At 41.4% G+C, this 12,297-nt stretch carries 12 protein-coding genes and 1 pseudogene; 7 read left to right on the top strand and 6 right to left on the bottom strand.

Going from position 1 to position 12,297, the window contains the following annotated elements; translation table 11 throughout:
- The first annotated feature begins 6 nt into the window (after window positions 1-6).
- From ACRWSG_RS06875 to ACRWSG_RS06855, 5 genes are all read left to right on the top strand, one after another.
- Window positions 7-213 carry a PspC domain-containing protein gene (locus ACRWSG_RS06875; RefSeq protein ID WP_054554145.1) on the top strand — a complete coding sequence of 69 codons (207 nt, stop codon included), beginning with the start codon at window positions 7-9 and terminating at the stop codon, window positions 211-213.
- 9 nt (window positions 214-222) lie between these two features.
- The gene (locus tag ACRWSG_RS06870) at window positions 223-549 is read left to right on the top strand and encodes a hypothetical protein (RefSeq protein WP_462165941.1); all 327 of its coding nucleotides are present in this window, start codon (window positions 223-225) and stop codon (window positions 547-549) included.
- Between the two features lie 80 nt (window positions 550-629).
- The gene (locus ACRWSG_RS06865; RefSeq protein WP_462165939.1) at window positions 630-1,136 is read left to right on the top strand and encodes a copper chaperone PCu(A)C; all 507 of its coding nucleotides are present in this window, start codon (window positions 630-632) and stop codon (window positions 1,134-1,136) included.
- An 8-nt stretch (window positions 1,137-1,144) separates the two neighbouring features.
- Window positions 1,145-2,131: a DUF2333 family protein gene (locus tag ACRWSG_RS06860; protein ID WP_054554148.1), complete on the top strand. Its 987-nt coding sequence runs from the start codon at window positions 1,145-1,147 to the stop codon at window positions 2,129-2,131.
- A gap of 4 nt (window positions 2,132-2,135) precedes the next feature.
- Window positions 2,136-2,903 carry a TIGR04219 family outer membrane beta-barrel protein gene (locus tag ACRWSG_RS06855; protein ID WP_138601926.1) on the top strand — a complete coding sequence of 256 codons (768 nt, stop codon included), beginning with the start codon at window positions 2,136-2,138 and terminating at the stop codon, window positions 2,901-2,903.
- Between the two features lie 33 nt (window positions 2,904-2,936).
- Here ACRWSG_RS06855 and ACRWSG_RS06850 read toward each other — a convergent pair whose 3' ends face one another.
- Together ACRWSG_RS06850 and ACRWSG_RS06845 are read right to left on the bottom strand one after the other, a co-directional pair.
- The gene (locus ACRWSG_RS06850) at window positions 2,937-3,824 is read right to left on the bottom strand and encodes a TIGR03899 family protein (RefSeq protein WP_187491001.1); all 888 of its coding nucleotides are present in this window, start codon (window positions 3,822-3,824) and stop codon (window positions 2,937-2,939) included.
- Entirely contained in the window at window positions 3,793-4,371 is a 579-nt protein-coding gene (locus ACRWSG_RS06845) for an SRPBCC family protein (RefSeq protein WP_187491002.1), read from the bottom strand. The genes ACRWSG_RS06850 and ACRWSG_RS06845 overlap by 32 nt, the downstream gene beginning before the upstream one ends.
- A gap of 197 nt (window positions 4,372-4,568) precedes the next feature.
- Here ACRWSG_RS06845 and ACRWSG_RS06840 point away from each other — a divergent pair, with 197 nt between their 5' ends.
- Together ACRWSG_RS06840 and ACRWSG_RS06835 are read left to right on the top strand one after the other, a co-directional pair.
- Window positions 4,569-6,767, top strand: coding sequence for a bifunctional diguanylate cyclase/phosphodiesterase (locus ACRWSG_RS06840; protein ID WP_462165938.1), 2,199 nt, complete (start codon window positions 4,569-4,571; stop codon window positions 6,765-6,767).
- A 121-nt stretch (window positions 6,768-6,888) separates the two neighbouring features.
- Window positions 6,889-9,066 carry a YgiQ family radical SAM protein gene (locus ACRWSG_RS06835; RefSeq protein WP_462165937.1) on the top strand — a complete coding sequence of 726 codons (2,178 nt, stop codon included), beginning with the start codon at window positions 6,889-6,891 and terminating at the stop codon, window positions 9,064-9,066.
- A gap of 77 nt (window positions 9,067-9,143) precedes the next feature.
- Here ACRWSG_RS06835 and mgtE read toward each other — a convergent pair whose 3' ends face one another.
- From mgtE to ptsN, 4 genes and pseudogenes are all read right to left on the bottom strand, one after another.
- The gene (mgtE, locus tag ACRWSG_RS06830; RefSeq protein WP_054561109.1) at window positions 9,144-10,502 is read right to left on the bottom strand and encodes a magnesium transporter; all 1,359 of its coding nucleotides are present in this window, start codon (window positions 10,500-10,502) and stop codon (window positions 9,144-9,146) included.
- A 211-nt stretch (window positions 10,503-10,713) separates the two neighbouring features.
- Complete coding sequence (locus ACRWSG_RS06825) at window positions 10,714-10,986, bottom strand: HPr family phosphocarrier protein (RefSeq protein WP_054554155.1); 273 nt, start codon at window positions 10,984-10,986, stop codon at window positions 10,714-10,716.
- Window positions 10,987-10,999: 13 nt separating this feature from the next.
- Window positions 11,000-11,842, bottom strand: a pseudogene (gene rapZ / locus ACRWSG_RS06820) (RNase adapter RapZ).
- Entirely contained in the window at window positions 11,843-12,295 is a 453-nt protein-coding gene (ptsN, locus tag ACRWSG_RS06815) for a PTS IIA-like nitrogen regulatory protein PtsN (RefSeq protein WP_054554157.1), read from the bottom strand.
- Window positions 12,296-12,297: the final 2 nt, after the last annotated feature.

Raw genomic sequence — 12,297 nt, 5'->3', positions numbered from 1 at the left:
TTAATGATGAATACTTATCACACATCGACACGTTGGTACCGTGATCTAAGTAACAAAAAGATCTCGGGTGTGTGTAGCGGACTCGCTGCGCGCTTGGGATTCCCGGTATGGTCAACACGCTTGGTCATGATCATATTACTTATTCAAATGCCGCTGTTAATCGGCGTGGGTTATTTAGTGGCTCATTGCACTTTACCAGTGAAAGGTTACTAGGAGTAGAGCATGAAAACGTTAGCTATCATTATTTTGGCAATGTTATTACTATGCACTGATGCAGTTTCATTTGTATCCTTTGACTCATGGCAATTACCATTGTCAATTGCTGACATGAGTTGGGCTGGGCTTGAGGTCATCGGTGCAATTGTTGCTGTGATTGCCGTTGTTGCAGGTGTGGCGCTATTTACCATTATCGTACTTGGTGCGGGTGTTGTTGCTCTGATTGGTGTTGTACTTGCGTTTTTGTTTGGCTCAGTAATGATTGCATGGCCACTTTTACTTATCGCGGCATTATGCTGGTTGATTGCCGATAACAAAAAATCGCCAGCTTAAGGTACGAATAAACTGCCTTAATACATAAAATATGCTAAATTTAGCGGGTAAGTTAATGTCTTAACAAGGATTAAAACATAATGAAACTGTGGCCCGCATTCTCTTTTCTTACCGCAAGCTTATTCTTTAGTACTTTTTCATCTGCCCATAGTGGTCATGACCACAGCGATGTTGCCGAAGTTACTGTAAGTAACGCGCAGGTACGTGAATTTTTACCAGCCAGTAAAGCAAGTGTTGCTTATTTGACCATTACTAACCCAAGTGAACACGCAACAGTGTTAACTAAAGCAGAGCTTGATGGTTTAGGTCGTGTTGAAATTCATCAACATACTCATGTTGATGGCATGGTGAAAATGGAACAGGTTTTATCATTAAAAATTGATGGTCACAGCAGTGTTGAATTTAAACCAGGTGGTTATCACTTAATGGTGTTTGAACCTGAAGAGCAGCTAAAAGCAGGGCAAGAGCGCAAACTCACGCTATATTTTAATGACGGCAATCGAGTTTTTACTCAAGCTAAAGTTGTGTCTTTACAAGAAATGTCTGAACAGGCATCACAAAAAAGTCAAGGGCACTCACATCACTAGGAGATATTATGTCTGAGCATAAAGGAAAAATAGCCAGTGCATTACTTATTATATTAATTATTTTTTACGCGATTGCTGTTTACTGGAGTAGTGAACCAGCTCGTATGGATGTTGTAAGTAAGGCTAAACAAGAAGCGCAGATGCGTGGTGAAAAGTTTGTAACAGGCTATACAACAACCACAACGTTGATCAATGTAGCAAGTACATTATTAAATAAGCCTGGCGGCTATTTATCTAACGATATGATGCCACCGAGCGTAATGATGGATAACATGCCTGCGTGGGAATATGGCGCGCTTGAAATGACCCGCGATTTAGTCTTGTCGATGCGTAAAGATTTCAGCCGTTCGCAGTCTCAATCAACTGAACACGAAGCGTTAAAAAAAGCACAACCGCAATTTAATATTAGCTCGGTAGCATGGGCATGGCCAAGTGCTGAAACTGAGTATCAAAAAGGCATTGATTTACTCGTTGTGTACCGCACTCAAATTGCCGATCAGAACGATCGTGATAGTCAATTTTATGCGCGTGCAGATAACTTACGTGGCTGGCTAAAAGAAGCAGAAAAACGTCTTGGCAGCTTGAGCCAGCGTTTAAGTGCAAGTGTTGGTCAAGATCGTTTGAATACAGATTTAGCAGGTGATACCGCGGCTCATCAAGCAACTTATGCTCCTTTACAGAACCAAGTGAAAACATCTTGGTGGCAAATTGATGATGTGTTTTATGAATCGCGTGGTGCAACGTGGGCATTACTACACTTTTTGCAAGCGGTTGAATATGATTTTGCCGATGTCTTAGAAAAGAAAAACGCTCGTGTTAGTCTGCAACAAATTATTCGTGAATTAGAGGCTACGCAAGAAACAGTGTGGAGCCCAATGATCTTAAATGGCAGTGGCTTTGGCTTTGTAGCTAACCACTCACTGGTCATGGCGAATTATATTTCTCGAGCCAATGCGGCTCTAATTGAACTTAGCGAACTTTTAGCGCAAGGATAAAATGATGAAAAAGTACTGTTTAGCAGCTGCCCTTTCAATGGCCTGTTTAGCTCCAACAGCACAAGCTGATACATTATTAGGTTTATACCTAGGTGTTGATGGTTGGCAATCAGATAACAGTGGTAGTTTTGCTCAAGATGGAAATCTACAAAGCTTTAAATTTGATGATGAAACGTTCACGAGCTACTACGCAGCACTTGAGCACCCAGTGCCGTTAATACCAAACATTAAACTAAAATACACTGAACTTGAGTTAAATGGTGATACAACACTTGATGAAACGTTTAGTTTTGGTGGTTCTGATTACGTTGTAGGCACACAAGTAGGCACTGTGAGTGATTTATCGCATGTCGACTACATTCTATACTACGAAATCTTTGATAATGATTTGGTTTCAATTGATTTAGGTGTAAATGCTAAACAATTTGATGGTGAAATTGTTGTGACTGGTACATCTCAAGAAGGTGGCCAAAACACGACTGAGCGTGTTGATTTTTCTGGTTTCGTACCTTTAGTGTATGGCCGTGCTGAAGTTGGTTTACCATTAACGGGTTTAAGCGTTTTCTTTGAAGGTAGCCTACTGGCTATCGACGATAGTAAAGTCCAAGATTACCAAGCGGGTATTGCATACGCTTTACTTGATAACTTAGCAATCGATATGGATATTAAAGCGGGTTACCGCTCAATGACATTAGAACTTGATGATATTGATGATATCTACACAGATTTAGATGCATCGGGCCCGTTTGCAGGTATTCAAGTTCATTTCTAATCGAATCTTTTGATTTATTTTTAGCTGGCGGCTTTACTTTAAAGCTTGCCAGCTAACTTCAAATTCATCTTCTAATGATGTTGCCAGTATTTGCTTATAAGCTTTGTTTATTGGTGATGCGATTAGCTTTCTTAACTCGTCACCAGTCTGGGTAAATTTATAGTAACTGAGTACTAAGTCATTACTTTTTGCTTTTAAAATCAAGCGTTGATTCATAAAGCTCAGTATTAGTTCTTGACCAGCTTTTAAAACCGCCGATTCGATTTCTTTTCGATACAGTAAGTTAATATCCATTAGGGTCAGAATGTCAGGAAAACTAACAGGGGTTTTTCCTAAGTTAAATGACACCTTATTACCTTTTCTAAGTAAATCAAACAGAGAGGGTTTCTTGTAAAAGCCGAGTAAAATTAAGTGGCTGTTGTCTTTTTCGTTGAATCCACACAATGATGTACAGCGCTGAAGAGCATCTGCTTCACGTTGAGTCATGTGTTTAAGAGTTTGTAGGCTTTTAATCGAAAAGGTGCCTGGCGATACTGTTTCACCTGCTAAAATTTTTGCCCACAGCTTTTGCATTGAGGAATTAGCTGTGTCTTCACATAAACTTATAAATCGCTCTATCCAATCAAAATCGGGCTGTTGTTGACCCGTGACATCCGGGCAAAACGCCATAGCCATCGCCATGATGGTTTCAATATTTTCTTGGCGTTTAATAAATTGAATTTCTTGGCGAGTGTGGGCGCGCTCCAATAAGCTTGCTTGCGCTTTAATCTGATAGGCTAGTTGCTGCTGACCTTGTGCTGAGTAGCTATCATCGCTCGCATGGTTAATCTTAGCCGATGATGCCTTATGAATCGGGTAGCCAAGTTGATTTTCTATAATATTAGCAAGATTAACTCTCGCTTGAGCCGCTTTCACTGTCATTGGGAGCAATAGCCTTGTTTGTTGTTGCTAACTGCGCATGGGTTTTGATGTTATTGAGCGCCAGTTTCACTGTGTTGTTGAGAATATACTGGCTTAATAATGCAAGGTAGCCACCAATGATAGGAGTATTTACTTCACCTTGTAACGAGCACTCAATATTTATTTCATTACCAGCACCTGTAAATAGGATCGTTCCTTGGGCTATATGCTCTTTATTAAATAAAATATTAAAAGTAAGTTGTTCATTATTCTGTTGTGTTATTGTCATTTCGCCATCGCCGAAGCGGCTTTGCCAAAATTGGTGTGCCCCAACGCCTTGGCTTGGCTCTAAAACCGTAAACTTGATGCTGGGATCTACGCTTTTCCATGGTTGCCATTTATGCCATTGATTAAAGTCACCGACTAGTTTCGCTATTTCTGAGCTGCTAGCAGTGACCTGTATTGATTTATGAACCGTATAGCGTTGAGAAAGTAATAGCCCAACGACAAGCATAACTAGCGCACTGAGAAATAGGGCTTTTAGAGTTAAAATAAAAAATTTTATCATTTTACCTCGGGCAATAGTTTTATATCTTTCATAACATTATACGTAACCTAGGCTATAATTTATCTGATATGACTATAATTTATCTGATATGACTATATATGTTCTGATAAATGTATCATAGTTAAGTGACTGAGAGAATTTTATGCATCACTGTAAAATGTTGGTATTTTTACTAGGGTTGCTCTAAGGAATTATTAATGGCATCAGAAAGTAACGACTTTTTGTTTAGTGACCAAGATGAGGAGCAGCTTGTTGAAGAGACTGTCTCTGAGTTTTGGGACGTATTAATAGTCGACGACGATCCTGAGATACATTCAGTGACTAAGTTAGCGCTTTCTGGCGTTGAGTTCTGGGATAAAGGCTTACGATTCCACCACGCCTATTCAGGTTCAGAAGCGCTCGAATTACTTAAAAGTAACCATTCCATTTCGGTAATTTTACTTGATGTGGTTATGGAATCAGATGATGCTGTGCGTTTGCAAGTTGTAAAGCAGGTGCGAGAGTGCCTCAATAATCACAATGTGCGGATTATTTTACGTACCGGTCAACCAGGCTATGCACCTGAAGAAAAAGTGATCCGTGAATACGATATCAACGACTACAAAACAAAAACAGAACTTACTCGTAGTAAACTTATCACAGCCCTAGTAACAGCAATTCGCTCTTATGAACAAGTTTGTCAGCTCGAATTTCAAAGCCGTGCTTTAAATAATATTTTGTATGCATCTAAGGCAATTCTTGGTTTTACTGATATTAAAGCGTTTTCGATGGCGGTTATTAAACAGCTTTCGATTATTTTAGATTGCGAACCACAAGGGCTATTGTGCGGCTCAATTGAAGATGACAATCAGGTTTATGTGCTAGGTGGCTGCGCTGAATACAATGAGTTTATAGGTCAAGGCATTGAACAACTTGATGACGGCCGTATTATCATGCAAGTCAATAACTGCCTAGCCCAAGGTGAACATCAGCATACAGATGTAGACAGTACGTATTTATTAAAAAGCAAAAACCGCCAAGCAGCTATTTACCTTGAAACTGAGCACACGCCAAGTCCTTCACAACTGCAATTTGCAGAGATATTCTTAACGAACGTCAGTGTAGGTCTTGATAATGTTCGATTATTCAACCGTTTACGTGATGCAGCTTATAAAGATGTATTAACTGGTTTATCGAATCGTAACGATTTCATGAATAAGGTGGAGCGCTACTACCAGCCGGGCAAAAATGACTTTGTCTTTTTATTAATTGATGTTTCGCAATTCTCTGATATCAACAATGGCTTAGGGCAAGAAATCGGTAATTTATTACTAAATGCAATTGTTGATAGGCTACAACAAGAATACCCTAATGCAGAGCTTATCTCGCGCATTGGTGCAGATGTTTTCGGTTTGTTGTTGGCTGCTGATAAATGCGATATTGAGTTACTTCGTGAGCATTTAAGTTTACCATTTAATGCTGGCGAGCATATTTTGCCAATCAACTTTAACATTGGCTTATGTTATCAAGGTGACTTTCAGCAAGCAGGGATCGAGACTTTAAAACTAGGTTACATTGCTTTAAACCAAGCTAAAAAACAATCTGCTGAAACGGTGGTGACTTATACCCCAGACATGGAAGAGAAAATGGCTTGGCGTTTAGGGATCATTAGACAGCTTCGTCAAGACTTCGAACAACGTAAATTAGAGGTTTGGTTTCAGCCGCAACTTGATTTAAATACTCTAGAAATCATAGGTTGTGAAGCGCTACTGCGTTGGCCATCAGGTAATGGTCAGTATATTTCACCAGCGATTTTCGTTCCGATGGCTGAAGATGCTGGTTTAATTGTTGATATAGGGCAATGGGTGCTAGAGCAAGCATGTATGCAGCAAAAGCGCCTTGAAGCAATGGGCTTTGCAATCAGTATTGCCGTAAATGTTTCAGTACCGCAGTTTAAAGTTAAAGGCTATGCTCAACAAGTAAAAGACACGCTTATTAAATACGATGTAAAACCGCAGTTTATTGAACTCGAAGTGACCGAAAGCGTGGTTATGGATGAGCTAGCTAATGTGATCACCACATTAAAAGAACTTAAAGAGTTTGGTATTGAGATTGCAATTGATGACTTTGGTACTGGCTTCTCGTCGTTAAGCTATTTGCAAAAACTACCATTAGACAGACTAAAAATTGATCGCGACTTTATCAAAGATTTACCTGGTCAAGATTGTCAGGCGATTGCTGCGTTAATTATTTCTCTTGGCGCAAGGTTAGGCTTAAAAACCATTGCAGAAGGGGTTGAAACACAAGCGCAAGCAGATTATTTAGCTCAGCTTGGCTGTGATGAAGTGCAAGGCTTCATGTACGCTAAGCCTATGCCAGAAAAAGAGTTAATTACTTACCTGCAAGCTAAGCAATAGCCAGTTCCAGTCAGTGCATACAAATTAAACAGCGCCCTCCCATGTGAAGGGCGTTTTGTTTTCTATAATAATCTATAAGACTGAGGTATAATTCGCCCCTTTTGTTAGCAGAGTACACTTTATGAGCGCATTAAAAGCCGAGCGAGGCCTGTTTTCTTACCCTAAGTATTGGGCTGAATGCTATGGCACGGCGCCATTTTTACCAACCACTCGTGCAGAAATGGACGCGTTAGGCTGGGATAGCTGTGACGTGATCATTGTCAGTGGTGATGCGTATGTAGATCACCCAAGTTTCGGTATGGCTGTGATAGGGCGTATGCTTGAGTCACAGGGTTTTCGTGTGGGTATAATTGCACAACCTGATTGGAACTCAAAAGATGCCTTTATGGCGTTAGGTAAGCCTAACTTATTCTTTGGTGTTACAGCGGGTAATATGGACTCGATGATCAACCGTTATACTGCTGAAAAGCGTATGCGTCATGATGATGCTTATACGCCGGGTAACATAGGCGGTAAACGTCCTGACCGTGCGGTAGTTGTATACAGCCAACGCTGTCGCGAAGCTTATAAAGATGTGCCGTTGATCATTGGTGGTATTGAGGCGAGTTTACGCCGTATTGCTCATTATGATTATTGGCAAGAAAAAGTACGCCGTAGTGTATTGTTTGATGCTAAAGCTGACATTTTAATTTACGGTAACGCTGAGCGCCCACTTGTTGAAGTTGCCCACCGTATTGCTGCGGGTGAGTCGGTTGAGACAATTCAAGATATTCGTGGTACTGCGGTTATTCGTAAAGAACCATTACCGGGTTGGCGCGGTAGTGATTCAACTGCAATTGATAAAATCGGTAAGATTGATCCAATTCCAAACCCGTATGGCGCAGATGATGTGGGTTGTAGTAAGTCTGAATTTAAGCAAGCGGGGATCGATTTAAGTGCCGAGGCGGCTAAACCAATCACGATTCAGCCTGCTCGCCCTAAGCCATGGGAAAAGACCTACGTTAAGCTGCCTGCGTATGAGCAAGTAAGTGTGAATAAACCGCTTTATGCTCACGCCTCGCGTATTTTGCACCAAGAAACAAACCCAGGTTGTGCGCGTGCGTTATTTCAACGCCATGGCGACCGCTCTATTTGGGTAAATCCGCCTGCATTTCCGCTTGAAACTGAAGAAATGGATGGCGTATTTGGTTTGCCATATCAGCGTATTCCGCACCCAAGCTACGGCGATGAAAAAATCCCAGCTTATGAAATGATTAAAACCTCGGTGAACATCATGCGAGGCTGCTTTGGTGGTTGTTCTTTCTGTTCAATAACAGAACATGAAGGACGTATTATTCAAAGCCGTTCTGAGCAATCAATTATTGATGAAATTGAGCAAATTCGTGACAGAGTACCGGGCTTCACTGGGGTTATTTCTGACTTAGGCGGACCGACCGCGAATATGTATAAGTTGCGCTGTAAGAGCAAAAAGGCAGAGAGCACGTGTCGTCGTTTATCATGTGTTTATCCTGATATCTGTAAGCACATGGACACGGATCACACCCCAACGATTGAGCTTTATAAAAAAGCTCGAGATGTAAAAGGTGTGAAGAAAATCTTGATCGCGTCTGGCGTACGTTATGACTTAGCCGTAGAAGACCCTCGCTACGTAAAAGAGTTGGTTACCCATCACGTAGGCGGGTACTTAAAAATTGCGCCTGAGCACACTGAAGATGGTCCATTATCTAAGATGATGAAGCCGGGCATGGGAGCTTACGATAAGTTTAAAGAGCTATTTGATAAATACTCAAAAGAAGCGGGTAAAAAGCAGTATTTGATCCCGTATTTTATTTCTGCTCACCCAGGAACGAAAGACGAAGACATGGTGAATATGGCGCTATGGTTAAAGGCTCATGACTTTAAGCTTGATCAAGTACAAAACTTTTATCCATCGCCGATGACCAATGCAACCACAATTTATCACACTGAGATGAACTCGCTGCGCAATATTAAGAACAATACTGAGCAAGTGCCTGTTCCAAAAGGCGCACGCCAGCGTCGCTTACACAAAGCGATTTTACGATACCACGATCCTGCTGGTTGGCCGATGATCCGTGAAGCACTAAGAAAAATGGGCAAAGCGAATTTAATTGGTAAAGGGCCGAATTGTTTGGTTCCTGAAGAAGGTCGAAACGAGAAAACTGCTAAAGGTAAGGGCGGTAAAGGCCGTGCAGCTCTGACTCGTCATACCGGTTTTAGCCAGTTTAAAAAGGCCAATACCAAACCTAGAGTAGGTAAAAATAAGCAGCGTGCAAAGTAAAAGATATAAATACGGCCCATAAAGGGCCGTTTTTATTTATACCAATTTGCTTAATTAAGTATTATTGTGAATTGGTATCAGATCAATAGCCAGGTTGCGGTGCCTAAAAAGGCAAAGATACCGACAATATCCGTTACTGTTGTCAGTACCACACTGCCGGCGAGGGCAGGGTCAATTTTCATTTTCTTAAGAATTAATGGAATGCTTGCACCTGCAATACCTGCGGCAACAAGGTTCATAAACATTGCAAAGGCCAGCACTGCGCCGAGCTTAAAGTCCCATTGCCATAGGGCAACCACACCAGCAATTAATATCGACCAAATAATACCATTCAGTGCGCCAATCGCCAGCTCTTTGAGTAATAAGAAGCGTTGGTTGGTTTGGTTGATATGGCCAACCGCTATACCACGAATAACCAGGGTTAAGGTTTGGCTACCTGCAACGCCACCCATTGAAGGTACGATACCATTGAGTACCGCTAAAATAGGTAAGATTGCTAAGGTGTTTTCGAAAAAGCTTGCCACAATTGCTGCTAGCAATGCGGTTAATAAGTTAACCCCAAGCCAAATAGAGCGACGCTGCGAGCTTTTGAGTACTGGCGCAAAGGTATCTTCTTCGTCGTCAAGACCAGCAAGGCTTAGCATGCTGTGTTCAGCATCTTCACGGATTACGTCAACGATATCATCGATGGTAATACGACCAAGCAAGTGAGCGTTATCATCTACAACAGGGGCTGAAATCCAGTTGTGACGCTCGAACAGTTGCGCTACATCACTTTCATCCATAGAGATTAGGATTGACTCACAGTCTTCATCCATTAAATCACGAACAATTTTATCTGAAGGACTGGTCAGCAATGTAGTTAATGAAAGCGCGCCTAAAAAGCAGTTATGCTTATCAACTACATATAAGTCATCGGTACCCTCTGGTAGCTCACCTCGTAAGCGTAAATAGCGCAGTACAACATCGAGAGTAACGTCAGGACGAATGGTTACCGTATCGCTGTTCATCAGGGCACCGGCTGAGCGCTCTTGATAAGAAAGCGCTTGAGTTGCCCTTTCTCTATCTTGCGAGTCCATCGCGCTAACAACGTCTTGATATACGGTATCAGGAAGACTACGTAAAACCTCACCTAAGTCATCGTCGTCCATATCTTCTGTAGCAGCAGCAATGTGCTCAGGCTCCATCTGGGCAATAATGCCAAGACGTACATCTTCAGAGAGTTCTTCTAGAACATCACCACGGACATCTGGGTCAACCAGCTGCCAAAGCATACGACGAATTTTATGGGGAGAAGACTCAAGTAAAAGGGCTGTATCACAAGGTGCCGTTTTGGCTAACATGCCGCGCACTTGAACAAATTGACCACTATTGAGTGACTTGGTCACTTGTTTGAGTTGTTGTAGTGGGTAATCTTGTTCAAAGGCTTCTGGCATTGGCGTCCTTACAACTGAAAAAAGTTTAAATAGGCTATGCAAATACAGCATAGTTGCTTTGTAGTGTATTTGCAGAGATATCGTCGCACTGCGATAAATTTATTAAGAGTTTTGTAATTTAGAAAAGCGAGCGATATAAAAGTAGGATATTTAAAGGGAATTTTAAATATCCGAAGTAAGTTTACCGTAAACCTTGAAGTCTTAGCAAATGCTATTCTTGCTCGTGAAAGCGTTGCGCAATTAATTCGCCGATTGCCGTTAATGCAGCGTCAGCGTCAGGACCTTCGCATACAACACGAACCTCTTTTCCTTGACTACTTTCAAGGAGCATTAACGCTAACACGCTGTCGCCTTCAGCTTCTTTCTCATCTTGAAAAAGTGTAATTTTGGCATCAAATTGCAGTGCTAGTTGCGCTAAAACAGTCGCAGCGCGAGCATGTAAGCCAAGTTTGTTTTGAATTAAAAAGGTATCTTCAGCGTGCATTGTTGGTGCCTAGTTAGATATCTTGTTCGCGGTGGCGAATTTTTACATTAGCATGAGTTTTAGAAAAGCTTTCACCAATTGTTTGCGCTAAGTAAACAGAACGGTGTTATCCTGTACAACCAATTGCAATGGTTAGGTAACTGCGGTTGTTGCGCTCTAGATGTGGCAACCAAGTCTGTACAAAGGTTTGAATCTGCCAAGTGAATTTTTGCACTATGCTGTGGCTAGCTAAATAATCCCTGACAGGCTGATCGAGGCCGGTTAGTGGCTTTAAATCAGGCTCCCAGTGTGGGTTCGGTAAAAAGCGTGCATCAAAAACGTAGTCAGCTTCTTTTGGAATGCCATGCTTAAAACCAAACGACATAAACGTAATAATCAGTTTTTTATCTTTCTTACCTAAAATCTTTTCACGAATTGATTCTGCTAACTGATGAACACTCAAATCAGTGGTATCAATCATAAAGTCAGCGCGGGTGATCAGCACATCAAGCAAGATTTTTTCTTGTTTAATGGCAAGATCAAGCGGTAAAGAATCAATCGATAATGGATGCAAACGGCGAGTTTCAGAAAAACGCTTAATTAGGGTTTGATCATCACTATCTAGGTAGAATAGTGTTGGGTTTGCAAAACCTGGCAGGTACTCAAGAATATCATTAAACTCTTGCTGCTCTTTCGGTAAGTTACGTACGTCGATACTGACGGCAATTTTGTCATAATTATCAGAAACACTTCGCACGAGCGAAGGCAGTAGGTTGACAGGAATATTATCAACACAATAGTAGCCTAAGTCTTCAAGAACTCGTAAAGCGACCGATTTCCCCGAGCCTGAGCGACCGCTGATAATTATTAATTCCATTTATGCCTCTGATGCAATTACTTGAAATAGTTGCTGATCGCTTGTAGCACTTCGCAACTGTTTACAAAAATCTTTATCTTTAAGTCTATCAGCAATTGTTGACAAGGTCTTCAAGTGCAACTGGCAATCGCCATCTGGTACGATGAGTGCCACAAAAATATCAACGGGACGATTGTCTATCGCATCAAAATTGATGGGAGATTCACTGACAATAATAAATGCATGAGGTTCATCAGCACCACTCATTCGACCGTGGGGAATAGCTATTCCTCGGCCGATACCTGTACTACCTAACTTTTCCCTGTTCAGAAAAGCATCTAGGATATCTTGTTGAGATAAATGAGGAAACTGCTGGTGAGCTAACTCGCTAATATACTCAAGAATTCTTTTTTTGCTATTAAAAAGGACCGCAGCTTTGCTGCAGTCCTGATTAGTAAGTGAACTAAGTTTCATAA

The sequence above is a fragment of the Pseudoalteromonas sp. GB43 genome, from assembly GCF_054923805.1.
Note: the sequence above shows the minus strand (reverse complement) of the source record. Positions and strands in the feature narration are given on the sequence as shown.

Excerpts from the sequence above, each read along its gene's own strand:
- ACRWSG_RS06875 (WP_054554145.1), top strand. The coding sequence starts at position 7 with ATGAATACTTATCACACATCGACACGTTGGTACCGTGATCTAAGTAAC.
- ACRWSG_RS06870 (WP_462165941.1), top strand. The coding sequence starts at position 223 with ATGAAAACGTTAGCTATCATTATTTTGGCAATGTTATTACTATGCACT.
- ACRWSG_RS06865 (WP_462165939.1), top strand. The coding sequence starts at position 630 with ATGAAACTGTGGCCCGCATTCTCTTTTCTTACCGCAAGCTTATTCTTT.
- ACRWSG_RS06860 (WP_054554148.1), top strand. The coding sequence starts at position 1,145 with ATGTCTGAGCATAAAGGAAAAATAGCCAGTGCATTACTTATTATATTA.
- ACRWSG_RS06855 (WP_138601926.1), top strand. The coding sequence starts at position 2,136 with ATGAAAAAGTACTGTTTAGCAGCTGCCCTTTCAATGGCCTGTTTAGCT.
- ACRWSG_RS06850 (WP_187491001.1), bottom strand. The coding sequence starts at position 3,824 with ATGACAGTGAAAGCGGCTCAAGCGAGAGTTAATCTTGCTAATATTATA.
- ACRWSG_RS06845 (WP_187491002.1), bottom strand. The coding sequence starts at position 4,371 with ATGATAAAATTTTTTATTTTAACTCTAAAAGCCCTATTTCTCAGTGCG.
- ACRWSG_RS06840 (WP_462165938.1), top strand. The coding sequence starts at position 4,569 with ATGGCATCAGAAAGTAACGACTTTTTGTTTAGTGACCAAGATGAGGAG.
- ACRWSG_RS06835 (WP_462165937.1), top strand. The coding sequence starts at position 6,889 with ATGAGCGCATTAAAAGCCGAGCGAGGCCTGTTTTCTTACCCTAAGTAT.
- mgtE (WP_054561109.1), bottom strand. The coding sequence starts at position 10,502 with ATGCCAGAAGCCTTTGAACAAGATTACCCACTACAACAACTCAAACAA.
- ACRWSG_RS06825 (WP_054554155.1), bottom strand. The coding sequence starts at position 10,986 with ATGCACGCTGAAGATACCTTTTTAATTCAAAACAAACTTGGCTTACAT.
- ptsN (WP_054554157.1), bottom strand. The coding sequence starts at position 12,295 with ATGAAACTTAGTTCACTTACTAATCAGGACTGCAGCAAAGCTGCGGTC.